Below are 26,208 nucleotides of genomic sequence, written 5' to 3'. Positions count from 1 at the left end.
AGTTGACCCCCGCGTGCCAAGTTTGCGCTGGATCCGCAGGCAATGGCGCCATGATTTGACGTCATTTGGCCCGTTTTGCAGACTCTTAGCTTGTATTTTTGATCGTTGAAAGCCGGCTGCATTGTCGTCGGTCATCGTCGGCGATCCAAATGATCCGCCGGGCATTCCGCGGGCAGCGAGTGGACCAATGCCCGCGGCCTTGCCGTGTCGATTGCCGTCACGCCAAGAATCTCGCCTGGCCGCCGAGATGGGCACTGGCAGACTTCGGCCGAAGCCAGGCCATAGGGCCTGAGCGCGGACATGGGCTGCTTTTTACGGGCTTGGCGATCCGGATTTGCAGGGATACAGGGCACGCTCGCGACAACCGCGGCGTGGGGGCTTTCGAAGCGATGAGTGAGAACATGCGCTGGTTGCTTCCTGCGCCTGACGATTTCCGATCGCGCTGCCGCGTGGCGGCCGATGCAGATACGCTCATCGCACTTGCTGGATATGCGCTGAACGCCAACCAGTTGCGATCATTGGCCAACGCGCTCGGCAATGTACCGCAAGGTCGACGTACATGCCTGATGCCATTCCGCCTTGGCCTGTTGTCCAATGCGACCACCGACCTGCTTTTGCCGGCAATTCGCGCGACCGGCCTTCGCTACGGTCTCGACGTTGAAATCATCGCCGGCGCTTATGGCCAGATCGTCGGCGAAGTGGCCGACCCGGGCTCGACCATCAACAGGGCCGGCTGCGACGCCGTCCTGGTCGCAGCCGATCATCATATCCTTCCCGATCACGGCTTCGGCGAATTGCCCGACGGTAATATCGCCGACATGCTGGGGTCCGCGCGCGACCTCATCCATGCCCATTCGACCGCGACCGTGCTCCTGGCCACAATCCCGATGCCGGGCGAAGCCTATTTCGGTAGTCTCGACGTCCTGCTGAACGGCACACCGCGTGCGGTCGTCACGGCCGCCAATGCGGCCATCCGCGATCTCGTCCGCGAGGTGCCCGGGGACCTCATCTTCGACGTCGCCGCACTCGCCGAACAGGTCGGTTCGGCATCGTGGCACGACCCGGTGCAATGGAACGTCGCCAAGCTTTCGCTGGGGCTGGATTATATCCCCCTCTATGCGGATCATCTGGTCCGCATCCTGGCGGCGATGCGCGGGAAGAGCCGCAAATGTCTCGTGCTCGACCTCGACAATACCTGCTGGGGCGGCGTGATCGGCGACGACGGCCTCGAAGGCATCGTTCTGGGACAAGGGAGCGCGCTGGGCGAAGCGTTTCTGGAAGTCCAGCGTACAGCTCTGAGGCTGCGCGACCGCGGAATCATCCTTGCCGTCTGTTCGAAAAATGACGACGCGGTCGCCCGCTCGGCCTTTCGCGATCATCCCGAGATGCTGCTACGTGAGGAGCATATCGCGGCGTTTGTCGCCAACTGGACCGACAAGGCAAGTAATCTCGAATCAATCGCGCAGCAATTATCGATCGGAATCGACAGCCTTGTCCTGCTCGACGACAATCCCGCCGAGCGAGCCCAGGTTCGCCAGGCCCTGCCCCAGGTCGCTGTGCCGGAGCTTCCCGACGACCCCTCTCTCTATGCCCGGACCTTGCTGGCGGGCGGCTATTTCGAGGCAGTGGCCTTTTCCGAAGAGGATCGCCAGCGCGGCGCGCAATATCAGGCCAATCGGGCGCGCGAGAGCGTCAAGAGCGCCGCGCGCGACATGGGGTCTTATCTTCAGTCGCTCCGGATGGTCGCCACGATGCGTCCCTTCGACACGATCGCCCGCGCGCGCGTGACGCAGCTGATCAATAAGTCGAACCAGTTCAACCTCACGACGCGCCGCTACACCGAAAGCGAGGTCGCGGCGCTCGAGGCGGATCCCGACGTGGTCACGTTGCAGGTGCGCCTGCAGGATTGCTTCGGCGACAACGGCATCGTCAGCATCCTGATCGGGCGCCGCCGGCAGGACGCGCTCTTCATCGACACCTGGCTGATGAGCTGTCGCGTGCTCGGCCGCGAACTGGAGTTGGCGGTGCTCAACCAGCTCGTCGTCGAAGCCCGCAAGGCGGGTGCGGCACGGCTCCTCGGTCGTTTCCTGTCGTCGGGCCGCAACGACATGGTGCGCGATCATTATGCGAAACTGGGGTTCGCGCTGGCCGGCGAACGCGGTGGCGGCACCGACTGGTCGCTCGACCTCGCCTCTTTCACGCCGCGTCCCGTCTGGATCGAAACGGTGGCCGGCCGACCGGAACGCGCCGCCGCGACATGAGCTTCACCATTCCCCTCTTTGTTGGTTTCGGCTTGGTCGCCGCGCTGATGCTGCGCCATTTGCGCAGCCGCCTCGCATTCCTCGTCGTCGCGAACCTTTTGAACCTGGCGTTCATCCTTCTGTTCTTCGGCACATTCGCGCTCGGTATCCTGATCGGGATCGCGCTGTTCGGCCTGGCGATGCTACGCCTCGGTCAACGGTACGGGACGCGTGTGATCGCGCCCGGCCTGGCGCTGGTCGTCACCCTGTTCGTCGTGATCAAGCAATATCCTTTCGTGCCCAGGATCGAGTTTCTGTCGGAGATGGGCGCGGTAGTGGGCGTGTCCTATATCGTGTTCAGACTCGTCCACATGATCGTCGACGTGTCGGAAAAGAGTATCGAAAAGGTTGGTACGCTCGAATATCTGAACTTCATCCTTTCCTTCTTCACGCTCTTGTCGGGGCCGATCGCGCGCTTTCAGGACATGCAGAATTGGCGTGCGGTCGAAGATGTGACGATCCGCGACCTGCTGCGGCTCGGCTGGGGTCTTTTGAAGGTCGCCGTGATCTCACCGCCGATCCTGGTGCTGCACGAGGGTCTGCTGGCCAAGGCGACAGCGACAACCGCCGCGGGCGCGCTGGACGCCAGCGGCTTGATCATCGTCAATGGCGCGACGATCTTCGCCGGGGCGGCCTGGTTCGTCTTCCTTTATTTCAATTTCGGCGGATATATGGACATCGTCATCGGTCTCGGCCGCGTGGCGGGCGTCGCATTGCCGGAGAATTTCAACCGGCCATTCCGCGCCAACAGCTTCCTGCAGTTCTGGAACCGCTGGCACATGACGCTGTCCTTTTGGTTCCGTACCTATGTGTTCAGTCCGCTTTTCAAGGCGCTGTATCACCGCCACCCGCCCTCGCGCGCCATTCACACGCATATCAGCCTGTTCATGACCTTCCTGCTGGTGGGCGCCTGGCATGGTACGACTTGGTCGTTCGTGATCTGCGGGCTGATCCTGGCGATCGGCGCGGTCGTCAACGAAATCTATCCCAAGCTGGTGACCCGCCTGATCGGCAAGCCGCGCCTCAAGGCGCTGAACGGCAATTTCTTCTATCAATGCCTGTGCTTCGGCCTGACCTTCGCCTTCCTGTCGGTCGCCTTCCTCCCCTTCTGGATGCCTGAAAGCCAGTATTTCCCCTTCCTCGGCCATTATGCGAGCCTGGCTGGCGCGCTGGTGTTCCTGCTTCTGTGGGGCGCGGCGGTTGCCTATATCGCCGTCTTCCGCCTGGCCGAAGGGGTCGCGGTTCCGTTAGCCGCGCGCCTGATCGCGGCGGCGGACCGCATCCTCACGCCCGACCGCGTCCGGCTGGCGCTTCTGGCGATCACGGTCAATATCATCCTCCTCGCTGGCCTGCTCAACTATGGGCAGGTGCAAAGCTTCGTGTATCAGACCTATTGATGTCGCAGCCTCTCCGCCTCGTCGCCCGCGCCGCGCTGTGGATCGCCGGGGTCTATGGCCTGCTGTGGCTGGTCGCCTCGATCTGGGTCGGCGGCCCCGCCGCGACGATCGACACCTACCGCGCGCAGTCCGATATTTATAAAAGCGACGTGCGCGAGTTCCTCTACCGGCTTCCGGCCTTTTGCAAGGATGCGGCAGGACGGAAGAACCTGTTCCTCGTTGGCGGATCGACCGGCGGAGCCTATGATCCCGCAATCATAGGCGTTTTCACCAAGGATTGGTCCACGAACCGGATATCGATCGATTTCGGCAACGTCACCCAGATGCGCCAGTCGATCGCCCTGCTGCGGCAATGCATGGACAAGCAAAGCTTCGCCAGGGCGCGGTTCGTCGTCGGCGTCTCCTTCGTATCGATGGCCAGCGATGCCAAGAATTTCCCGACGCCATACACGATGCTCGAACTGGAACAGATGCGACACGGTCTGTTCACCGGCGCTCCCCGCCGGTTAAAGCCATCGGTGCCGTGGGACCGGATGGAAACGGCCATTGACATCGGCCGACCGGTGATCCTGGCGCACTATCTGGCCGGCAGCATCTCCGACCGCATCGCCGATGCGCGTCTTAGGCTGGGCAAGTTGCGGCAGGGCGTCAAGCCCGACGTCGACCAAGCCACGCGGGAAGCCCGCGACGTCGCGCTGTACAAGGAGACGGTGCCTGCGCCGGTCGTCACCGGCATCGCGGAGCAGGCGGCCGAACTCGCGGCGCTCGTCGCGGACGTGCGCGCGGGCGGAGCAGATGTCGCGCTCATCTCCATTCCCGAGAAGAGCTTCGTGCGCCGCGACATCGCCGGCGTCGCGACCTATCACGCCTGGCTGGCCAGCTTTGCCCGCGACCATGATGTCGCGCTGCTGCACCATGCCGCCAGGGACGCGGATTTCCGGGACGGCGCCCATGCGGACGATGCAGGATCTGCGCGATGGAGCCGCGACGTCGGCCCCGTGGTGGCCGACTTTCTGGCGGCCGGCTGACCGTCCTTGCGCCCCTGCCTTACCGGGCCTCGATACCGCCCGCCTGAAGCCGCGCGATCAGGTTATGCGTTCGCGCGGCGCGGCCCACGGCGTTCAGATGCAGCACGGTCTCGTAGAAATTGTCGCGCGGAAAGAAGATCTCGCTGCGCGGCGACAGCATCGTGAAGCCATAGGAGTGCATGTCGCGTGCAAAGGCCGCGTCGGCGGCTTGCCATGGCTTCGACCGTCCGTCGATCAGGAAAGGGGGATAGTCCAAGATCACATCGACGTCGCGCTTCTTCATCTCGGCGGCAAAGTCGCGCAGCATGACGCCGACACCGGGGCAAACGGCAGCAGGGATCGCGGGGTCGGCGGCCGGGCCATCATAGATCGTGCCGGCGGTGTTCCGCATGTCGCCCCGCGGCGTCATATTGTCGGCCGAATAGGCGAAGACATCCGCGGGCGGGGCCTTGGCGTGGCGTTCGAGCACTTCGCTCTCCGGCCCCATCGCCGCCAGCCGCCGCGGCATCAGCGCCGCCGGGCTCCCGCTCTTCGCGCGGAGCACCTCCAGCGGCATCGTCGCATTGCCGGCGACCAGCGACACGCGGATCCGCTCGACCGGGGACAGCGCATCCAGATGGTCACGCCCCCAGGTCGTGGCCGCGCGCAACTGCCAGTTGCTCCAGCCCATTTCCTCGCAATCGTAAAAATGCGGCTCGAGGATCAGCAGGATATCGTCGCCGGGCTTCGCCGCCTTGCGCCCCTCGTCGAGGATCCATTCGAGCCGCATCGAGAAGTGCAGTCCGAAATTATAGACCGGCCGCGCAAGACCTTTTTCCAGCTGATCGCTGTCGATGCCGAAAAAGGTCGACGAACCGCCGAGCAGGAGCAGCTTCGGCTTCTCGATCCGCCCCGCCTGGGCCCGCTTCACGATCAGCAGTTCGCGCACCCAATATTCAGAGCTGATCGGCGCATTCACGAACAGCAGCACCGAGCAATGCGCCACAACGTAAAGCAGCGCGATGGCAAGCACGGAGAGGGCGTAGCGGGTCATGAGCCTCAGAACTGGAAATAGAGGAATTCGGAAACCGGGTCGGAAAAGATCGTAATCAAGGTCAGACCGGCGGCGACGCCGATCGCCAGCATCCACAGGAGGCTGTCCGGACGCCAGCGGAACCGGCGAGCCAGCGCCGGCATCGCGTCGGCACCGGCATCGAACGACCGGAACGGCTTGTACCGCGACATGATCTGATACGTATTGGGAAGCAGCCACACCGCAGCCAGCGCCGCCGCGAGCTGCAGCAGCAGGATCTTGCGGCCCGGCACCGCCGCCCCGCTCGCGAACAGGTCGAAACAGCCAGGCGCGCTGCAACCGCCAGCCATTCCCTGCAGGACCAGCAGCGCGGCGTCCATGCTTTCGGCGCGGAAGATGACCCAGCCGACGACGACGCAGAGGAAAGTCAGTGCGAGCGACAGGAGGCCGGTCGCGGTCCGGACGAGCCACGACCCAGCGAAGATGGGTCTCCACGCCGCGCGGAAAAGATGATTGACGACCAGATAGGCGCCATGGAGCGCGCCCCACATCACGAACGTCCATCCCGCCCCGTGCCATAGGCCGCCGAGCAGCATGGTCAGGAACAGGTTGAGATAGCGCCGGTTCCGCCCGCCAAGCGGGATATAGAGATAGTCGCGCAGGAAGGAGGAGAGCGAAATGTGCCAGCGGCGCCAGAAATCGATGATGCTGCGCGACTTATAGGGGGACAAGAAGTTGATCGGCAGCACGATATTGAACATCAGCGACAATCCGACGGCCATGTCCGAATAGCCCGAAAAGTCGAAATAGAGCTGCATCGTATAAGCCAGCGCGCCGATCCACGCGCTTTCGAACGCCGGCAGCGAACCGACGGCCGCGGCGCCGAACACGCTGCTGGCGGCGGGCGCGAATTGGTCTGCGATCAGCACCTTCTTGACCAGCCCGATGATGAAGATGGTCAGCCCGATCGCGAGATTGCGCGGCTGCGGACGAAAGGTCGACCTGCGCCCGAGCTGCGGCATGATGTTGCCGTGGTGGATGATCGGCCCGGCGATCAGGTGCGGGAAATAGGTGACGAACAGGAAATATTTGGAAAAGCGATAGGCTGGCACCTTCCGGTGATAGACGTCGACCAGATAGGCGATTTGGGTGAAGGTGAAGAACGATATGCCAAGCGGTAGCACCGTCTCGATCACATCGACCCCGCTCCCCGAGATGCGCGCCAGGTTGGAGGTGATGAAGTAAGCGTATTTCCAATAGCCGAGCGCCAGGAGATTACAGGCGACCGCAGCAGTCAGGACCGGTTTCGCTCGGCGGGGGTCGGTCAACCCGGTCTGGAATATCCAATATCCTGCCCAATAGTTGAAGACGATCGAGGCGAGCAGGATCGGGGCGACCCACAAATCCCAATAGACGTAGAAAGCGAGCGAAGCGGCACCGAGCCACAGGACGGCGCTCGCCATGCCGGCCCGTCCGATGAGGAAGAAGCCGAGGAGAGTGATGGGCAGGTAGAGGAAGATGAACGGGGCGGAATTGAACAACATGTATTAGCGTCGCGGCCCCCCGTTGCCCTTTTGCAGGCCCATCCGATAGCCGCTAAGGCTGTGCCTTGCCAGTTGGATTCGGGGCCGCTAACCGCGACCTTGCAACGGCCGCCCAGCTCATGATGCGGAGACGAAATAGTGACGAGTGCGGTAACTCAACCCATCGCGGTGAAACTCTATCTCGACCTCCTGAAACATTCGCTGACCGATACATTGTTCAGGCAGGAGCCCGACGCCGACGGCGCCGAGCATCGCTATGTTGCCGATTTCATAGGCCATTACATCCAGGGGCGTGCCATATCGATGCTGCCGCTCGCGAGGCTCGACAATCTGGAGAAGTGCATCGCCGACGTCGTGGCGCGCGACATCCCGGGCGACCTCATTGAAACCGGCGTATGGCGCGGCGGCGGAACGATCTTCATGCAGGGCGCGCTGAAGGCCCTCGCGGCCACCGATCGCCGCGTCTGGGTCGCCGATTCCTTCGAAGGTCTGCCCGAACCCGACCCGGAGAAATATCCGGTCGAGGCCAAGGCTCACGGCGGCGTGGTTATGACGAAGAGCTATAATCATTTCGCCGCGGGGCTGGAGGAGGTCCAGGCCAATTTCCGCGCCTACGGCCTGCTTGACCACAATGTCCATTTCCTGAAGGGCTGGTTCAAGGACACGCTGCCGACGGCGCCGATCGAACGGCTCGCGATCATGCGGCTCGACGGCGATTATTACGAATCGACGATGGATGCGCTGGTTAGTCTTTATGGCAAGCTTTCGGTTGGCGGCTATGCGATCATCGACGATTATGGCGAGGACAGCTGGACCTATTGCCGCAAGGCGGTCGACGATTTCAGGGCTGAGCGCGGAATCGACGAGCCGATGATTCAGGTCGATTCCAAATGCTATTACTGGGAACGCAAAGGGTAATAGACGCCTTGCCGTGCGCGATCATGCGCCCTCCCATCCGTGAAAATCGAGAGGATAATTATTTGTCTGATATCTACGCAAGGCTCGGTGAAATATTGGCTGATATAATGGATGCCGATGACGTCGAATTGCGTCCAGAGACGACTGCTGCAGATGTCGAGGGTTGGGACAGTCTCAATAACATCAGGTTCATGTCGGAAATAGAGTCGATATTCAATTTTCGATTTACTACTTCTGAACTTACGGGGCTCGAGAATGTAGGTTCCTTGGTGAGTGTCCTTGAAGCGAGGGCGCGTTAGTACTAAAATCCCCGGCTCGTCACTCGCAAGCGGCGCATCCGACCCTTCAACTGCAACGCGTCGTCGCCTCATTGAGGCGGCTTTTTTGTTCATGGAGGCTTCGGGAGGAAATCGCCGGAATCTTCCGTGAGATGGAGCGTCTCCTGCCCCACGCGCACAAGCTCTCGTGCGGAAAGCGCCCGCAAGTGCGCGGCTCAGCGCGATACCGCTAGATTGCAGACGAAAACTCGCGTCCCGCAGGACTGAGGCGTACGCCACGACATATCCGGCGCAGCGCGCCCGTGCCGAGACTGGCATCGGAGCGGATGCCGCTAGAATAGACTGACTCGCAAGAATCTCGGTCAAGCTAGTTGAAAAGCCCGCGTTCGAGAGCCGCGCGTCGTCGCCTTGTGCTGACCCAGGCCGCCGTCAATATGACCGGGACGAGGGCAGCGACTATCATCGATCTGAGTTGCTCGAGCTCTCCTGTCGCATGGAGCGGCTCGAGCATATGCTCCAAGAGGCCGATCATATAGTAGGAAAGGGCAAAGATGCTGAGGCCTTCGACAAGCGATTGAAGACGAAGCTGGATCATCGCACGGCGATTCATGCTGGCCAGCGAGGCTTGGCTGCGTTCATTCAGGGAAACCGTTTGTTCCAGCGACAGCAGGCTCGCTGATCGAGATATTCGCTCGCTGAGGTCGTTCAGTCGATTGTGCGATATTTCGCAAGTGCGCATGGCCGGAAGTAGGCGTCGTTCGACGAATTCCGACCAGGTCGAGTAACCCGACAGCCGGATTTCGCGTAGGGAAGCCAGCCGGTCGCGCGTCAGGAGATGGTAGCTGCTTGTCGCGCCGAGCCGGAATCTTGCACTACTGGCGCAGCATTCGACCTCGGCCGACAGCGCGAGCAATTCGCCGAGCACCTCCGTTCGATTTTCCGACGGGGCGGTCATTCGCTCGGTGATTTGTGCGTGCCGAGCTTCCGCGGCGGTGATCCAGGGCATCAACTCGCGCGCGACGGGGAAACCGAGAAGGGCCAGCTTTCGGTAATTGCCGATTTCGAGGAGCGTCTGGACCAGCCGCGAGGGCTCGTCGTTCTGCAGTCCGAGATCTTCGACCAATATCTTGCCAGCTCCCCCTTCCTTGATGGTGAAGTCGCTCCAGATTCGGGCGGCTCCTCCGAAGGCTAGGCTGCTGACGATACGGGACGGTGCGAAGCAGGCTTCTGCGTCCCAGTCGAAATCGGCCCGCGAACCGACGAGTATCTCCACCGAGCGAAATATACGTCCCGGTAAGCCTGCCAGCCAGTCGCAAGAGGTGATCTGCCCGCGACCCAAAGCCCCCCATCTGACCAGCGTGATGGTCGAAAATTCGGTGTGTGCCTCCCAGACACAGAGTGTGTCGTGGCTCTCTTGGGCGAAGCGTCCGTCGGTCGTCGTGGCGGACCCGTCCGATACGCGCGCGATCCATCCCTCGAGTTCTGCCCGGTCGGAAGTGTCGTGCAATACGAGCCATTGCCGGATGCGTGCCGGAATTCGGGCGACCTCCAGATTGTGACCATGCATGATCTCGCTGAGTGCGACGCGAAGCAGATGGTCTGCCGGCGCGGCGGAGGGTGGGGCGAATTCGCCTGACATCTGACGAAACCTGTCCAGTGTCCTCGTTCAGCTATCCTCGTCCTCTCGGACGACGCGGTGGCCAAAGAAGATGTAGATCAGCTTCGTATCGGCAACGAAGCGCGAGTTTTGAACTTGGTAGGCAGGTATGGTGACAATGTCTCCGGCCCGCAGACGCTCTGTCTTGCCGCCACTTTTCGTTTCGATTTCGCCCTCGAGAATGATCGAAATCTCGCGCATCGAATGCTGCGAGTTGCCGACCTCGGGCATGAGCTGCCCGGCGGCGAAGCGGCCAGTCCCTATTTCGATCGAGTTCGCGGCGGGATCGACGAAGCGCCAGATGTCGAAGAGCGGGTCCGACACATCGTCGGTCCATTCCAGTCCGATTTTTTCCATGCTGGCCTCAATCGCCGGAGCGGAAGATCGACGGCGTGCCGACGTAGAGCAGCTTCACGTCCGCTTTTGTTTCGTTCCACGCGCTGTGAGGCGCCTGCGAACGGAAATGCATGCTGTCGCCGGCGCGCAGGACGGTGCGAAGCTCGCCGACCTGCGACATGAGTTCGCCATCGACCACATAGAGGAAATCTTCGCCCTCGCGCTGGTCGATCGGGAAGCGGTGCCCCGGCGGGATGATCATGAAGATCGCGTCCATCTTCTGTTCGGGGAGCATCGAGCTCAGCTGATGATAGACGACGGGTGAGTCGATCTCGATCACTTCGGGATCGCTCGCGCGGCTGACGATATTCTCGTCCTTCGGCATCTCCATGAAATAACCGATATCGACGTCCAATGCCCGCGCCACTGAGGCGAGCGATACCAGAGACGGAACCGTCTGGTTCCGTTCGGCCTGCGACAGGAAGGGGGCTGAAAGTCCGCTCGCCTCGGCGACCGCCTGCAGCGTCATTCCGAGTTCACGCCGGCGATTCTTTATCCGACCGCCGATCGCCAGCTTCGGTGCTTTTCGCTTCTGGTTCAGAAATGCCATTCGCTCATCTTCCCAATTTCCGCTTGATGGAAAGCGGAGAGCCGTGGGCGCACGCCGACTGCTCTCCGCTTCCTTTTTAGAATTTCGCCGAGAACTCGACGCCGTAGGTCCGCGGACGTCCCTGGTAGTTATAGTCGGGTGCGACGACCTCTTCGTAATATTTCTCGTTGAGAATGTTCTTCGCCCAAATTCCGAGCGACCAGCCTTTCTCATGCTCGAGCGCGATCCGCCCGTTCACGAAATTGATCGCATCGCGTACTGGTACTCCGACGAAGGTTCCCCCTTCGTGGAAATAGGTCTTGCCGCGACGTTGCCAGTCGGCGCGGAACACGGCGCTCAGGCTCGCGGTCAGCGGCGCGACATATTCGGCGCCGGAGCTGATCGTCAGCTTGGTCGTATAAGGAACTTGGTTGCCGATCGCAGCCGGGTTCGCCGCATACGCCTTGATCTCCGCATCGGTGAAGCCGAGGCTGCCGAACAGCTTGAACCCGGTTGCCGGGCGCAGCGTCCATTCGAGTTCGACGCCCTTCACATCGACGCGATCGATATTGGTGACGATCTGCGCGTTGACCGAGCCATTGAAGTTGAATGCCTGCAGGTCCTTCGCCCTCGTGAAGAATAGCGCGCCGTTGAGCGTCAGGAGGTTGCCGAACAACTCCGATTTCGCGCCGATCTCATAACTGGTCGCAACTTCTTTCTTGTAAATCGGGGATGAAATCGGTGCCCCGCTGAATGGGTCGGTCTCGGTTCCTGGCGCATTGAATCCGCCGGAACGGAAGCCCTGTGCGACGGTGGCATAGACCTGCAGGTCGTCCGAGGGTTTCCAGCGTAGCGTGCCCTTGGGCTGGAACTGGGTGAAGGTCGCCTGACGCGTCGCCGGGCCGGTGATCGGAAGTCCGAAGCCGTCGACACGATAGGGCGCGACACGCGGGTCGGTCTGGCGGCGGCGGTCGCTGTCGAAGCGCCCCGAAAGCGTCAGCTCGAGCTCGTCGGTGACGTCATAGTTGAACTGCGCGAACAGGGCGTAAGCGAAGTCCTTGTTGTCCTCGGCGAAATAACGCCGCGTCTGGTTGATCGTCGCCGGATCGAAATCGAGTTCGGGGATGATGCCGAAACCGAGGTCCTCGTTGGTGCCCGTCAGCAGCGAGCGATCGCGCCAGAGGAAATAGGCGCCGAAGATATAGCGGAAGCGCTGCGCCGAGGGCGAGGTGATCCGGATCTCCTGGCTCCAGTTCCTGATGTCATTGTCCTGGAAGGTCGTGTTGTACGGCGCGGGGAATTGCGCGTCGGCGCCGTCGGGATTACCGCTTGGGCCGAGCGCCAAGGTGCGCGGGTTGTTGCAGTTGACAAGGCCGTCCGAGACCAAGCCGAACCCGAAGAGATAGCATTGGCTGTTGTCCGAATAATCATAGCCGTCGAAGGCGACGACATGCTGGACGTTGCTGTAGGCGGTCGTCGAGGTGAGCACCCCGATTGGCGTGTCGACGTCGATCTTCAGCGAGAAGTCGAGCAGATCGCGGTCGTCGAAGCCGAGATTGTTCGACTCGGGCGCGACGACGTCGTTCGCGACGTCGACATTCGGAACGGGATCGATGAACGGCCGGCCTGATGCCTGGAGCAGCGGACGTGCGAAATAGGCGGCACCGCCTTGGCGCGTCGAATAGAAGCCGCGCAGGTCGACCGAGATCGCGTCCGATGGCGTGAAATCGACGCGCAGGCGGGCGGTGGTGTCCTTGAAATAGTCGACCTTCTTGCCCAGGAAGCTGTTCGTGATGTAGCCGTCGCTTTGTGAATGCGAGACGCCGGCGCGAACGAGCAGGATATCGTCGATCAGCGCGCCGCTGATTGCGGCGCTCGCATTGAACGCGTCGCCATTGCCGTAGCCGACGCGGAAGTTGCCCGAGAATTCGTTCGACGGCTTCTTGGTCGTGATGTTGATCGCGCCGGCGATGGCGTTTCGCCCGTAGAGCGCGCCCTGCGGCCCGCGCAGCACCTCGATCTGCTGGATGTCGAAGAACTCCTGCTTGAACTGGAGCGGGCTCGACAGCAGCACGCCGTCGATCGAGATCGCGACTGGAGTCTCGCCGTTGCGGATCTGGCCGACGCCGCGAATGTTGATCGCGACATTGCCCGAATCCTGCGCATCGGCGACGGTCACATTGGGAACGAGCTGCATGAAGTCGGTGGCGCGTGTCAGGTTGGCGCGCTCGATCGAAGTCTCGCCGATCGCGGTGACCGCGACGGGCGAATCCTGGAGGCGTTCCTCGCGCGACCGAGCGGTGACGACGATATCTTCGGAATTGTCCGATGCGCTCGATTCCGGGTTGGTGTCTTGTGCGAATGCCGTCGCCGGAATTGCTGCGATGCTGCCGAGCAGCGCCAAAAATGAAGCGCTCGTCCGAAGCTGCTTCTGCATGTGCGGTCCTCCCTTTTTGATTATTCCTTACCGCGAGGCGACTCCGCAGCATCGCATCGTGCCTTCAAAATATGATCAAAAAATTTGATGTCAATTAATATTTGACATATCAAATAATGTGACGCAGACCAATGGGAGAGGTCGGGTGCCACGCTGTGGCTCAATCGACCCGACATCATTACAAGCCATGGGAGGAAGGCCGCAGCATGCGAGTAGCGACGGACGTTGGAGGGACTTTCACTGACCTGGTCGGGATTGGGCCCGACGGTATCGTGACGGCCAAGGCCGATACCACTCCGCCCGATTTCGATCGCGGGGTGCTCGCGGCGATCACGAAGGCAGGGGTTTCTCCCGCGAACTTCGATTTCTTCGCCCACGGCACGACGGTCGTGATCAATGCGCTCTTGTCGCGCACCGGCGGCCGTACCGCCCTGATCACAACCGAGGGCTTTCGCGACGTGCTCGAAATTGCGCGCGGTAACCGTCCCGATCTCTTTAACTTCGCCTTCGAAAAGCCGTCGCCCTTCGTGCCGCGGCACCTGCGTTTCGAGATGCGCGAACGCGTCGGCGCCGATGGCGACGTGCTGATTCCCATCGACATGTCGCCGCTCGATGCGATCGGTGCCGAACTTGACGCACAGCGCGTCGATGCGGTCGCCGTCTGCTTCCTGCACGCCTATGCCAATCCCGAACATGAAGCAGCGGTGTGCGCCGGCCTTCGCGCCAAATGGCCGGGCCTTTCGGTGGTCGGATCGAACGAGGTCTGCCGCGAGTGGCGCGAATATGAGCGGACGAGCACGACGGTGCTGTCGGCATATGTTCACCCTATTGCGAAGCGCTACCTCGGTTCGCTCGAGGAGGGGCTCCGCGAGCGCGGGCTTTCTTCTGTCCCCTATATCATGCAGTCGAACGGCGGCGTCACCACCGTCGAGGGCGCGCGAAACAACCCGATAGCGCTCGTCGAGTCGGGCCCGGCGAGCGGCGTGCTCGGTGCAGCGGCGCTCGGCCGGCGCATCGGCGAGCCCAATCTCATCGCGCTCGATATCGGCGGCACCACGGCGAAGACTGCGCTCATCCGCGACGGACAGGCGCGCATCACCACCGACTACAAGATCGAATGGGACCGGACGAACCCGGGCTATCCGATCCGTACGCCCGTCGTCGATCTGGTCGAGATCGGCAACGGCGGCGGCTCGATCGCCTGGATCGATCAGGGCGGCCGTCTCCACGTCGGTCCGAAGAGCGCGGGATCGACACCCGGGCCTGCGGCCTATGGCCGGGGTGGGACCGAGCCGACGACGACCGACGCGAACCTGGTTCTCGGCCGCATCAACCCCGATCTTTTTCTCGGCGGCGAGCACAAGCCCGACTTCGACAATGTGACCAAGGCGTTCGGGAAATTCGCGCGGCCACTTGGCGGCAGTGTCGAGGACGTCGCCCGCGGCGTGATCCGGATTGCCAACGCCAACATGGTCAATGCGCTCAAGCTCGTGTCGCTCAATCGTGGTTTCGATCCGCGCGAATTCGCGCTGATCGCCTTTGGCGGCGGCGGCGCGATGCATGCGGTATCGCTCGCCAAGGAGCTTCAAGCGCGCAAGGTGATCATCCCGGCCAATTCGTCGGTCTTCTCGGCCTGGGGCATGCTGATGTCCGATATCCGCCGCGATTTCCTGATGACCCGGGTCGAGGAAATTTCGGCTTTTCCATTGGGCCGGCTGAACGCTGTCTATGGAGAGATGGAAGCCGAAGCCGGGGCCGTGTGCGTCCGCGAAGGCATGGACGCGGCGCGGCTCCGTTTCGAACGCTACGCCGACATGCGCTATTGCGGCCAAGAGCATACGGTGAAGGTACCCGTCGCACACGGCGTGATCGACCGGGCCATGGTCGAGGCGGCGATCGAGGCGTTCCACGCCGAGCATCACCGCGAATATACCTTCCGGCTCGATAGCGATGTCGAGCTCGTCAACTATCATGTCGTCGCGCTCAACGAGACCGACAAGATCGACCTGCCCGAACGCGCGAAGACCGGCATAGCCGCGGAGTCGGTGATCACCGGGTGGCGGACCGTCGATTTCGATACCGACGGCGTCCACGAGAGCGCGGCCTATGACCTCGCCCGGTTCGAACCCGATATGGATATCGCCGGACCGGCGATCATCGAGGACCGGACGACGACGATCGTCGTCAATCCGGGCTGCTCGGCGCGCATGGACGCCATCGGCAATATTCACATCGAACTGGGGAACTGAAGATGACCCGCCACGACCCCTTCACCCAGGAAATCATCAAGAACGCGCTCGTCGCGATCGGCGACGAGATGTTCCTCGCCATGGCGAAGACGAGCATGAGCCCGATCATCTACGAGGCGCTCGACTATTCGGTCGGCATCACGAATGCGCGCGGCGACCTGATCGCGCAGGGCAACGGGACCACCGTCTTCCTCGGCATGATCGACTCGCTCGTTCGCGACATCCTGGGAAAGTTCGCAGGCGACATCCATCAGGACGACGTCTTCATCTCGAACGATCCCTACAAGGGCGGCGGGACGCATCTTTGCGATGTCGCGATCGTCAAGCCGATCTTCTTCCGGGACGAACTCGTCGCCTTCGCGATGAACAAGGCGCATTGGGTGGATGTCGGCGGTATGGCGGCGGGCAGCTTCACCACCGACGCGACCGAGATTTTCCAGGAAGGGCTGCAGATCCCGACGGTCAAGATCATGGAGCGGGGCAAGCCGGTCGGCGGCATCCTCGAAATCCTTCAGAGCAACATCCGCCTGCCGAAGGATTCGATGGGCGATTTCTGGGCGGGAATGGCCGCGAACAAGGTCGCCGAGGTCCGCATCGTCGAGCTGTTCGATCGTTATGGTGCCGCGTCGATGCAGCAGGCGATGGACGACCTTCTCGACTATGGGGAGGCGATGATTGCTGCCGAGCTGAAGCGGCTGCCGCAAGGCACTTTCCATGCCGAGGACTGGATCGACGACGACGGGATCACCGACCAGCCACTGAAGGTCTGCGTGCGGATCGATATCAGCGAAGACCGGTTCAAGGTCGATTTCACCGGCAGCGCGTCGCAGACGCTCGGACCGATCAACAATTCGCGTACCGGCCTCGTCTCGGCGGTGCGTACGATCTTCAAGGCGCTGACCAACCCGGGAATCCCCGCAAACGGTGGTTGTTTCCGCGCGATCGAGGTCATCTGTCCCGATCGCACGCTTTTCACTGCCGAGCGGCCCGCGCCGGTGTCGACCTATTGGGAAACGATGCTCTATGCGCAGGACCTGATCTGGAAGGCGCTTGCCGAGCATCTTCCCGATCGCCTGACCGCGGGGCACGTCCTTTCGGTCTGCGCGATCGTCTTTTCCGGGCCGCATCCGAAGACCAAGGCGCCGACGATCCTCGTCGGGCCACTCGTCGGCGGGTGGGGCGCGATGCAGGGGCGCGATGGCCTCAACGGACAGTTTTCGGTCGCCGACGGCGAAACCTATAACTTCCCCGTCGAAGTCACCGAGGCCAAATATGGCGTCCGCGTTCGCAGCTATGCGTTCCACGACGACGACGGCGGCGCGGGCCGGTTCCGCGGCGGCAAGGGCGTCGCGCTTGAATATGAGATTCCAAACGACGGCTGGGTATTTACCGGCAGCTTCGGCCGCTTCAAATTTCCGCCCTGGGGCGTCGATGGCGGGCAGCAGGGCTCGCCCAACTATGCAGAGATACTGCGTCAGGGAGAGCGGTCGGACCCGCCGGAGCGGCTCGGCAAGCCGGCGCGCGTACCACTGGCCAAGGGCGACGTCGTGCGCATGGTGACCGCGACGGGTGGAGGCTGGGGCGACCCGAAGCTGCGCGATCGGGAAGCGATCGAGGCCGATCTGCGCGACGGTTTCATCACGCCGGATCAGGCGCTGCGCGACTATGGCCATCGCGCCTGACGTAAAGATGAAGCTCTGGCCATGCCTCGAGATGCCCGACCCGTCCTGATTTCCGGTGCCCGTATCTTCGACGGGCATTCGCCCTTTCTCTCCGAACCATCCTTCGTTCTGGTTCGGGGGGACAGGATCGAGAGCGTCTCGGCCCGCAGGCCGGACGCTCTCGATTTCCGGGAGGTAGACCTTGCCGGTAAATCGCTGCTGCCGGGGCTGATCGACGCGCATTTTCACGCCTTCGCGACCGAAACCGACACCGCGAAGTGCGAAACCTATCCCAAGACCTATGAAGCGCAGCGGGCGAGGCTGATTCTGGAAGGCACCTTGTTGCGAGGCTTCACAACGGTCCGCGACGTCGGTGGCGGCGATCATGGGACCTGGCTCGCTGCCGAGCAGGGGCTGTTCCCGTCGCCCCGCCTGTTCTTCTGCGGGCGTGCGTTCAGCCAGACCGGCGGGCATGGCGATGCCCGAGCGGCGCACGAATCCGCAGACCTTTGCGGATGCGCCCCAAGCGGGGCGCTCGCCGATCTCGTCGACGGTGCTGATGCGCTGCGCAAGGCGGCGCGTGAAGCATTGCGCCAAGGCGCGCACCATCTGAAAATCTTTATGTCAGGCGGGATATCGACGCCGAGCGATCCAATCGACTATCTGCAGTTCTCGGACGAGGAGATCGCCGCAGTCGTCGATGAGGCGTCGCGCCGCGGTCGCTATGTTGCCGCGCATGCCTACACGGCCGACAGCATCGCACGTGCAATCCGGCTGGGTATCCGGTCGATCGAGCACGGTAACCTCATCGACGCGTCGGTGGCTCGACTGGTCGCCAACGCCGACGCGTTCGTTGTTCCGACACTGGCAACCTATGATGCGCTCCACCGCTTCGGCCAGGCAACGGGCGCTGCGGCGCACACGCTGGAAAAGCTTGCCGATGTCCGCGAACAGGGGCTCGAGGCGATCCGCATCTGCCGGCGGGAGGGCGTGTCGCTTGGGTTCGGCACCGATCTTCTCGGGCCGCACCATCGCCTGCAGCGCGAGGAGTTTCGGCTCCGCAGCGCCGTCGAGTCGCCCTTCGAGACGCTGAGATCCGCTACGTCGATCAACGCATCGTTGCTGGACATGGAGGGCATGCTGGGCGTCATAGCGCCTGGCGCTTTCGCGGATTTTCTGGTGATCGACGGCAATCCGCTCAAAGACATTTCGCTGCTCGCGACGGACAGCAATGCAATTGCACAAATTTGGTCCCGCGGAATGCAGGTGGCGTCGCCGCTGCAAGTCGCCGCCTGGCATCAATGAATTGGGAGGAGAAAAGATGACCGATAGCGAGCCTGATACGTAGCCTCGCCGGTATGTTTGTTCACATGGGCGCGCAGCATGTCATCGGAACCCTGGATATCGAAAAGGCCGCCCGTCGACCGAAATCCCTTCGCAGTCGTGAGTGTCGCGATCGTCTCGAGATCATCATCCTTGAGTTCGACCGCCTTCTGGTGGTTTTAGGCGGAGTTTCCCGAAAGGCATAGGATCGGCGGCAGCGGTCGCAGAATGCCGTTGATAGAAAATTTGTCCTGCCCCCTAAACATCTCCGCGCCTCGTTGGATGGGAAGATTACGGGGCAGGGATCTCTATTGAGGAATTTCATCGGGCTGCCTGGCCCCCGCTTGTTTGACGTCTGCGGGGTTTGGCGATGGTTGCGATTTTTGTGGGGCAGGGCGCGGGTTTCACGCGGGGGTCGGGAAATCTCCTTGGCGGCGCGGGACTGCTCGGTTCGGGAAGCTTCGGGCGCGGTGCCGAAAACGTCTCGATCAACGCCGCGACCGGCAATCTCCTGATCAGCCAGCAGGACGAGTTCCTCACCGGCGCCGGCCTCGATGTCTCGATCGGTCGGACTTACAACAGTTTCGGCGAGGCCTCCGACGGTGACAACGGAGATAATTGGCAGCAGTCGACGATGCGACGCGTGTTCGGCCTTACGGGAACGCAGAACACCGCCGGTAGCACGATCAAGCGCCAAGGTGCCGATGGCGCCGTCGTCACTTATATCTGGGATGCGACCAGATCGGCCTATATCGCCACCGACGGCGACGGGCCCCACGACGAATTGCGCAAGGTCTCGGGCAACTGGGTGTGGACCGACGGGGCGAGCCGCTTCACCGACACCTACAGCGCCTATGGCACCGACAATTGGCGGATCATCGGGGCGACCGGCAAGGAATATTTCGGGCTGACCTTCAGCTATGTCGGCGACAAGCTCGACAAGGTCACGACCGCCAACGGCGAATATACGCAGTACAGCTGGTCCGGGAACAACATCACCCAGATCGTCACCAGCTACACCGATCTTGCGACCTCGACCGCGAAGACGCTGACGCGCACGCGCTATGCTTATGATGGCTCGAATCGGTTGACCACGGTCACCGTCGATCTCAGCCCGGACGACAATGTCATTGCGGACGGCAAGACCTTCGTCACCACCTATAGCTATGACGGAACGAGCACCCGGGTTGCGTCGATCACGACCACCGGCGGCTCGAGCCTCGCAATCACCTATGACGGGTCGGGCCGCGTCCTGACGCTGACCGAGACCGCTGCGACCGGCGACACGCGCGTCACGACGCTGTCCTACCAGACCGGCTACACCAACGTCACCGGGCCGGACAACAAGGTCACGCGCCTCGACTATGACGCGTCGAGCCGCCTGACCAGGATCACGCTGCCCCCGGCGGTCAGCGGCGCGACCGCGCAGACCGTCGAATTCGGCTACGACGCCAGCGGCAACGTCAACAGCGTCAAGGATTCGGCGGGCGAGATCACCAGCTACACCCACGACGCCAGCGGCAACATCCTCACCGTCACCGATCCTAACAGCAACGTCGTCACCCGCACCTACAGCGCCAAGAACGAGCTGCTGACCGAGACGCGCACCGGCTCCGACGCGAGCGGCAGTGCGGTCAGCCACACCACACGCTACGCCTATGACGCTGCCTCGCACCTCCGCTATATCGTCAGCGCCGAGGGCCGGGTCACCGAATATGAATGGTCGAACGCCACCCAATATTGGACGACCGAATATCCGCAGCAGGCCTATGACCTGACCGGTCTCTCGTCGACCACGGCGATCACCGAAAGCCAGCTGACGACCTGGCGCACGACCTTCAACAACACGCGCGACAAGATCACGTACGACCAATTCGACACGCGCGGCAATCTGATCAAGCGGACGCGCTACGGCAGCGGCATAGCAACTTGGGGCAATGGCTCGACCGCAGAGGGCTATTCGGAAAGCTTCTACAGCTACGATCAGGCGGGCCGCTTGATCTCGCGCTACGACAATGGCGTCGTCGCCGAAACCTTCGTCTACGACGGGCTCGGCCGCGTCACCGCGTCGACCAGCCCGGCGGCAGGCACGACGACGATCGTCTTCAACGACGGCGCGCTGACCACCACTGTCACCACCGCCACCGGCTACAGCGCGGTCAGCACCTACAACAAGGCGGGCGACCTGATCAGCGTCGCGACCAGCGGCAGTTACGACGTCTCGGGCACCGCCGCCTATAAATATGACAAGCTCGGCCGCGTCCGCATGGTCACGACGCCGCTCGGCGTCGCGTCGACCGGCGATCCCAACGACTATAACAGCTTCGTCCTGTACGACGATGCCGGGCGCAAGACCGCCGACATCGCGGCCGACGGCAGCATCGTCGAATATCGCTACGACGTCGCGAACCGGCTCGCCGCGACGATCACCTATGCGACGAAGCTCAATGCGACGCAGATGGGCAATCTCGCGACCGCGGGGGGCATAGCCGACGTTGCGACCTATCGCCCCACGGGGGTCGCGGCCGACATCTGGAACTGGAACATCTACGACGCCGCCGGGCGACTGATCCAATCGATCGACGGCAATGGCGGGGTGGTCGACTTTTTCTACGACGGCTCGAACCAGCTGATCCGGACCGTCGGCTATTCGACCAAGCTGACCGTCACATCCTTCAAAACGACGCTGCCGACGACGAAGCAGACGGTAACGACCGGCACCGAGGATCGTGTCGCGCGGACCTTCTACGATCAGGACGGCCGGCTCATCGGGACGCTGAACGGCGAGGGCTATCTCAGCGAGATCGTCTACGACAAGGCGGGGCAGAAGGTCGAGGAGGTCGCCTATTCGACGCGGCCCGCGGTCAGCTGGACGACGAGCAGCTTCAACCAGCTGCGTACCAGCGCGGGCACCTCGGTCACCACCAACCGCCGCATGCGCTACGTCTACGACGGCCAGGGCCTGCTGCGCTACCAGGTCGACGGCCTCGGCAATGCGTCGCGGTTCGAATATGATCTGGCACAGCAGCTGACGACCACGATCGTCTATGCGACCGCGATTAGTCCCGCCGACTATACTTATGCCACTGTGAAATCCGCGGTGAACGCGATCGCTAATGACACGATCGACCGCAAAAGCTGGACCGTCCATAACGACAAGGGTCAGATCGCCTATGCGATCGATTCCGGGAATTTCGTAACGTCCTTCGCCTATGACGCCGGTGGCCGCGCCATCAAGGCCACCGCCTTCGCGACCGAACGAACGACGACGAGCCTGCCCGATCTGGCGACGATGAACAGCTGGGCAACGGCGCAGGCGAGCAACGCTCAGAACCGTACTTCGCGAACCTATTATTCGGCGGGTGGGGTGGCCCGCTTCTCCGTCGATGCCGAAGGCTACCGCACGAAAAGCGTCTTCGATGCCAACGGCAATCTGTTGAGCACGACTTTGTCCGCCAATGCGCTGACCGGCGTCAGCGATTCGACGACGATCGCGCAGCTCGACGCCATCGCGGGCGGCACCGCGCTCACCACCAATTTCACTTACGACCCGACCGGCCGCCTGCTCACGACGACCAATGCCGAGGCGGGGGTCACGACCTACGAATATAATGCCCTTGGACAGGTGGTGAAGGTCACCGATCCACGCACCAAGGCAGCCTATAATTATTACGACGCCGCCGGCCGCCTGACGATGGTCCGCGACGCCGAAGACTATGTCACCCAGACGAGCTACAACAGCTTCGGCGAGGTCGCGAGCGTCACGCGCTTCTACAACAAGACCGCCAGCGCGGTTAGCACCACCACGCCCCCGTCGGTCACGGCGAACGGCGCCAAGGACGCCGTCACCTATCATTATTACGACGACCTCGGGCGGCTGACCTATACGGTCGACGCCGAGAAGGGCGTGACGCGCTCCTATTACAACGGCTTCGGTGAGGTCGCGAAGGTGGTGCGTTACGCGACCACCTATAGCGCCACCGGATCGACGACGATCGCGCAGCTCGACACCAATTTCGGCGCCGAGGGTGCTGCGCCTCCGGGCAGCGCGTCGGTGACCAGCTTTACATACGACAATCTCGGCCGCGTCACCGCCTCGACCGACGCGATGACGTACAGCGAAAGCTATGGCTACAACGCCTTCGGCAATCGCACCTCGGTGACGAACAAGCTCGGCGGCGTCACGACCTACGCCTATGACAAGCGCGGCCTGCTGACCTCCGAGACGCTGCCGATCTCTTCCTATCTCGCCAATGGGTCGGTGCAGGGCGCGATCGTTAACACCCATGCCTATGACGCGTTCGGCAACCGGACGCAGATGGTCGAAGGTTCCGGCCTCGCCGAGGCGCGGACGACGACTTATGAATATGACCGGCTCGGCCGGCTCAAGAAGACGCTCGGCCAGGCGCGCACGGTGCTCGACCAGAGCGATCACAGGACCGAAACCACGGGCTTCGTGCCGACCGAGGAAATCACCTACGACGCCATGGGCAACGTCATCCGCGTCGTTGATGCCGCGTCGAACCGGTCGGTTCATTTCTACGACGATATCGGGCGCAAGATCGTCTCGATCGATGCGGCGGGGACCTACACCCGCACCACCTATGACGCGAACGGCAATGTTACGAGCACGCGCGTCTACGAAACCAGCGTCACCGTGCCCGCGAACGGCGGTGCCGACGGCGCGGCGCCTGCGGTGCCCGGCACTGTCTACCGCGAAACCCTGTTCGAATATGATAATCTCGGCCGCCTGACGAAGAGCTCGGTCACCGGGGCCATCTCGGGCTATCCCGCCGCGCTCGGCAGCTATAACGGATCGAGCTGGGTCGCCGGTTCGGCGCCGATCGACCTCCTCTACCAATATGATGCCTTCGGCAATGTCGCGAAGACGACCGACGCCAATGGCAATGCGACCTGGAGCTATTACGACAAGCTCGGCCGCAAGACGGTACAGATCGACGCGCTATACTATCGCACCGACTGGACCTACGATCATGAGGGCAATGTCCTCGTCGAGCTGCGCTCTGCCAACCAGACCGCCGCTCCCACCGGCGTCGAGACGCCGCCGACGGTGACCGCGAACAGCGCGCTCGATCGCGAGACGCGCTATACCTACGACGAGAACGGCAACCGCCTCAGCGAGGAGCGGCGCGACGTCGTCATCCACAATGACGCATCGCCGGGGACGACGACGACCGTCCACGCCAAGGTGGAATGGCTTTACAACGGCCTCGGCCAGGTCACCCGCAAGACCGAAGCGACCGGCGACCAGACCAACTACAGCTACGACAATGGCGGCCGCCTGACGCAGGAGCAGCGCGCGGCCTTCATCAGCCACCAGGGCAGCAGCGTCACCCCGACGGTCGATTATCGCTACAACGGCCTCGGCGACCTCATCCGCACCGTCGCGGCGGGCGCGGGCGACGCCGCGGAGCGGGTCACCACCTATGCCTATGGCGCGGGCGGCCTGCTCGCGAGCACGACCGATGCCGAAGGCTATGTGCACGCTTACGCCTATGACAAGCGCGGCATCCAGATCCGCGACCAGTATAGCCGCGCCGACTCCGCGGGAACCGCGACCACCAACGCCGTCCTGACCAAGGTCGACATGCTCGGCCGCACGATCGAACAGTCGGTCGCCTCGTGGAACGGCAGTGTCTGGACCAAGGGCGATATCGCCGCGACCGAATATAATGCGTTCGGCGAGGTGAAGCGCAGCGGCATCAATGGCCTCTGGCAGACCGAGAATCTCTACGACGCCGCGGGGCGGCTCCGCGCAACGAACGGCGGCGACGGGGTGTGGAAGGCGTTCGGTTACGACAAGAACGGCAACCAGACCGTCGCGATCACGCTTTCGGGCATCGGCGACAGTCTGTCGGGGCTGACCTTCGCGCAGGCCGTGGCCAAGATCGCACAGGCGAACGTCAACGCGACCTACACCGTATACGACAAGCGCAACATGGCGACGAACGTGACCGAGGAGGGCCGCCAGCTCAGCACGACGCTCACCGACACGATCGCCACCAGCCGCACCTACAACGCGTTCGGCGAGGCGCTGACCGAGACCGACGCGATCGGCTATGTCACCACCTACAGCTACAACAAGGCAGGGCGGATGGTCCGGCGCGAGGCGCCGACGGTCGAAGTCGTCTACGAAAATGGCGGCAGCCAATATATCAAGCCGTCGGAGGATTATTATTACGACAAGTCGGGCCGCCTCGTCGCGACGCGCGATGCCAATGGCAGCTATGCCGCGGGCGGCGACGTCTACAACGGCGCCAGCAAGAACGCCAACAGCGGCAACCTCACCCGCCTCTTCCTCCTCGCGGGCACCGGCTATGACGGCGGCGCTGGGAGTTCGGGGGCGATGGTCCGCGCGCAGATCGCCGCCGACAATGGCGTCAGGATCACCGCGTACGACATCCATGGCGATGCGCGCCGCGCCTATGACGAACTGAATACGGAGATCGTCAGCGGCGCCCCCGTGGTGAAGTCGGGCGCGGTCTACACCGCCAGCGTCACCGACAAGCTCGGCCGCGTGACACAGGTGACGCAGACCGGCGGGCTGGTCGATACCTACACCTACGACATCCTCGGTCAGCGGCTGACCCACTGGAACAATTTCCTGGGGAGCGGCGACAAGGAGACGACCGACTACGACCTCCAGGGCCGCGTCACCACGACGCGCGCTTTCGGCGGCGACCGTGCGGTCACCAGCTATACGTGGGACGCAACCATCGCGGCGATCGCAGGCGTCACCACCGGCGGCTGGACCGAGCTGGTCCAGCATTATGACGGCGCGACCTACATCGGCCGTCAATCGTCGGACAAGAGCGACATTTACGGCCGCGTGACGTGGAAGAGCGATCTCGGGTCGAATGTGTCGACCTATGCCTATGACGCCACGGGCCGTCAGACCGGTGTGACGATGGGCGGATCGACGACGGGCTTTGCGTGGTACAACAGCGGCCAGCTCAAGGAGAACAGCGGGCTCGCGGGGGTCGCGACCTACAGCTATGACAAGCTCGGCCAGCGGCTGACCGAGAAGCTCGTGCTCGGCGGCGACACGATCAAGGACCAGGCGGCGAACTTCGACGCGCTTGGCCGGATGACCGCCTGGTCGGCGGTGGGCAATGCCAGCCAGCCGCCGGCGTCGGTGACCCACAAATATGACGCGGTGGGCAATATCCGCCGCACCCAGACGCAGCAATGGGGGGTGACCGCGACCGGCGGCACCGGCAGCCAGACGAGCAGCGACTATTGGTACCGCTTCGACAGCATGAACCGGCTGGTGACCGACAAGGGGGTGCTGTCGGGCAGTGCGGGGGCTGGCGGCACGGTGATCGTGCGCGGGCTCAACAACGGCCAGGCGACGATGGGCGGGCGCGATATCCTCTACGACGCGGCGGGCCGCCGCGTGGCGACGCTGACCACCGAATTTGTCCCCGGCCAGTGGGTGCAGGATCCGTACGATGAGTG

General features: G+C 62.7%; 15 protein-coding genes. 9 read left to right on the top strand and 6 right to left on the bottom strand.

Features of this window, described 5'->3' with window-relative positions; all coding sequences use genetic code 11:
- Positions 1-320: 320 nt before the first annotated feature.
- From AC1RNQ_RS00075 to AC1RNQ_RS00065, 3 genes are read left to right on the top strand one after another with little or no spacing between them, the layout of a single operon-like run.
- Positions 321-2,261: an HAD-IIIC family phosphatase gene (locus AC1RNQ_RS00075; protein ID WP_493167904.1), complete on the top strand. Its 1,941-nt coding sequence runs from the start codon at positions 321-323 to the stop codon at positions 2,259-2,261.
- The gene (locus AC1RNQ_RS00070; RefSeq protein WP_493167902.1) at positions 2,258-3,697 is read left to right on the top strand and encodes an MBOAT family O-acyltransferase; all 1,440 of its coding nucleotides are present in this window, start codon (positions 2,258-2,260) and stop codon (positions 3,695-3,697) included. Before AC1RNQ_RS00075 ends, AC1RNQ_RS00070 begins: the two co-directional genes overlap by 4 nt.
- A complete protein-coding gene (locus tag AC1RNQ_RS00065) occupies positions 3,697-4,725 on the top strand; it encodes a hypothetical protein (protein ID WP_493167901.1) in 1,029 nt (342 codons plus the stop codon). Before AC1RNQ_RS00070 ends, AC1RNQ_RS00065 begins: the two co-directional genes overlap by 1 nt.
- 19 nt (positions 4,726-4,744) lie before the next feature.
- On the opposite strand, the gene AC1RNQ_RS00060 is transcribed toward AC1RNQ_RS00065, so the two are convergent.
- Positions 4,745-5,758: a hypothetical protein gene (locus tag AC1RNQ_RS00060; RefSeq protein ID WP_493167900.1), complete on the bottom strand. Its 1,014-nt coding sequence runs from the start codon at positions 5,756-5,758 to the stop codon at positions 4,745-4,747.
- Between the two features lie 5 nt (positions 5,759-5,763).
- Positions 5,764-7,281, bottom strand: coding sequence for an MBOAT family O-acyltransferase (locus tag AC1RNQ_RS00055; protein ID WP_493167899.1), 1,518 nt, complete (start codon positions 7,279-7,281; stop codon positions 5,764-5,766).
- A gap of 138 nt (positions 7,282-7,419) precedes the next feature.
- Between AC1RNQ_RS00055 and AC1RNQ_RS00050 the strand changes: the two genes are divergently transcribed.
- Together AC1RNQ_RS00050 and AC1RNQ_RS00045 are read left to right on the top strand one after the other, a co-directional pair.
- Positions 7,420-8,199, top strand: coding sequence for a TylF/MycF/NovP-related O-methyltransferase (locus AC1RNQ_RS00050; protein ID WP_493167897.1), 780 nt, complete (start codon positions 7,420-7,422; stop codon positions 8,197-8,199).
- Positions 8,172-8,498, top strand: coding sequence for an acyl carrier protein (locus AC1RNQ_RS00045; protein ID WP_493167896.1), 327 nt, complete (start codon positions 8,172-8,174; stop codon positions 8,496-8,498). Before AC1RNQ_RS00050 ends, AC1RNQ_RS00045 begins: the two co-directional genes overlap by 28 nt.
- Before the next feature lie 346 nt (positions 8,499-8,844).
- Here AC1RNQ_RS00045 and AC1RNQ_RS00040 read toward each other — a convergent pair whose 3' ends face one another.
- The 4 genes from AC1RNQ_RS00040 to AC1RNQ_RS00025 all read right to left on the bottom strand — a co-directional run bounded on the left by AC1RNQ_RS00040 (position 8,845) and on the right by AC1RNQ_RS00025 (position 13,496).
- Positions 8,845-10,116, bottom strand: coding sequence for a DUF3422 family protein (locus AC1RNQ_RS00040; protein ID WP_493167895.1), 1,272 nt, complete (start codon positions 10,114-10,116; stop codon positions 8,845-8,847).
- A 27-nt stretch (positions 10,117-10,143) separates the two neighbouring features.
- Positions 10,144-10,491: a cupin domain-containing protein gene (locus AC1RNQ_RS00035; protein ID WP_493167894.1), complete on the bottom strand. Its 348-nt coding sequence runs from the start codon at positions 10,489-10,491 to the stop codon at positions 10,144-10,146.
- 7 nt (positions 10,492-10,498) lie between these two features.
- Positions 10,499-11,080, bottom strand: coding sequence for a helix-turn-helix domain-containing protein (locus AC1RNQ_RS00030; RefSeq protein ID WP_493167893.1), 582 nt, complete (start codon positions 11,078-11,080; stop codon positions 10,499-10,501).
- A 76-nt stretch (positions 11,081-11,156) separates the two neighbouring features.
- Positions 11,157-13,496 (bottom strand): TonB-dependent receptor, encoded by a 2,340-nt coding sequence (locus AC1RNQ_RS00025; protein ID WP_493167891.1) that lies wholly within the window; start codon positions 13,494-13,496, stop codon positions 11,157-11,159.
- Positions 13,497-13,702: 206 nt separating this feature from the next.
- Between AC1RNQ_RS00025 and AC1RNQ_RS00020 the strand changes: the two genes are divergently transcribed.
- The 4 genes from AC1RNQ_RS00020 to AC1RNQ_RS00005 all read left to right on the top strand — a co-directional run.
- A complete protein-coding gene (locus tag AC1RNQ_RS00020; protein WP_493167890.1) occupies positions 13,703-15,745 on the top strand; it encodes a hydantoinase/oxoprolinase family protein in 2,043 nt (680 codons plus the stop codon).
- 2 nt (positions 15,746-15,747) lie between these two features.
- Positions 15,748-17,427 (top strand): hydantoinase B/oxoprolinase family protein, encoded by a 1,680-nt coding sequence (locus AC1RNQ_RS00015; RefSeq protein ID WP_493167889.1) that lies wholly within the window; start codon positions 15,748-15,750, stop codon positions 17,425-17,427.
- Between the two features lie 21 nt (positions 17,428-17,448).
- Positions 17,449-18,711 carry a metal-dependent hydrolase family protein gene (locus AC1RNQ_RS00010; RefSeq protein ID WP_493167887.1) on the top strand — a complete coding sequence of 421 codons (1,263 nt, stop codon included), beginning with the start codon at positions 17,449-17,451 and terminating at the stop codon, positions 18,709-18,711.
- Between the two features lie 388 nt (positions 18,712-19,099).
- The coding region (locus tag AC1RNQ_RS00005) for a hypothetical protein (RefSeq protein WP_493167886.1) at positions 19,100-26,208 on the top strand (7,109 nt) is incomplete at its 3' end.

The sequence above is a fragment of the Sphingopyxis sp. GW821-FHT12F08 genome, from assembly GCF_058806755.1.
Note: the sequence above shows the minus strand (reverse complement) of the source record. Positions and strands in the feature narration are given on the sequence as shown.

Coding starts and splice junctions, on each gene's coding strand:
- AC1RNQ_RS00070 (WP_493167902.1), top strand. CDS start 2,258: ATGAGCTTCACCATTCCCCTCTTTGTTGGTTTCGGCTTGGTCGCCGCG.
- AC1RNQ_RS00065 (WP_493167901.1), top strand. CDS start 3,697: ATGTCGCAGCCTCTCCGCCTCGTCGCCCGCGCCGCGCTGTGGATCGCC.
- AC1RNQ_RS00060 (WP_493167900.1), bottom strand. CDS start 5,758: ATGACCCGCTACGCCCTCTCCGTGCTTGCCATCGCGCTGCTTTACGTT.
- AC1RNQ_RS00055 (WP_493167899.1), bottom strand. CDS start 7,281: ATGTTGTTCAATTCCGCCCCGTTCATCTTCCTCTACCTGCCCATCACT.
- AC1RNQ_RS00045 (WP_493167896.1), top strand. CDS start 8,172: ATGCTATTACTGGGAACGCAAAGGGTAATAGACGCCTTGCCGTGCGCG.
- AC1RNQ_RS00040 (WP_493167895.1), bottom strand. CDS start 10,116: ATGTCAGGCGAATTCGCCCCACCCTCCGCCGCGCCGGCAGACCATCTG.
- AC1RNQ_RS00035 (WP_493167894.1), bottom strand. CDS start 10,491: ATGGAAAAAATCGGACTGGAATGGACCGACGATGTGTCGGACCCGCTC.
- AC1RNQ_RS00030 (WP_493167893.1), bottom strand. CDS start 11,080: ATGGCATTTCTGAACCAGAAGCGAAAAGCACCGAAGCTGGCGATCGGC.
- AC1RNQ_RS00025 (WP_493167891.1), bottom strand. CDS start 13,496: ATGCAGAAGCAGCTTCGGACGAGCGCTTCATTTTTGGCGCTGCTCGGC.
- AC1RNQ_RS00020 (WP_493167890.1), top strand. CDS start 13,703: ATGCGAGTAGCGACGGACGTTGGAGGGACTTTCACTGACCTGGTCGGG.
- AC1RNQ_RS00015 (WP_493167889.1), top strand. CDS start 15,748: ATGACCCGCCACGACCCCTTCACCCAGGAAATCATCAAGAACGCGCTC.
- AC1RNQ_RS00010 (WP_493167887.1), top strand. CDS start 17,449: ATGCCTCGAGATGCCCGACCCGTCCTGATTTCCGGTGCCCGTATCTTC.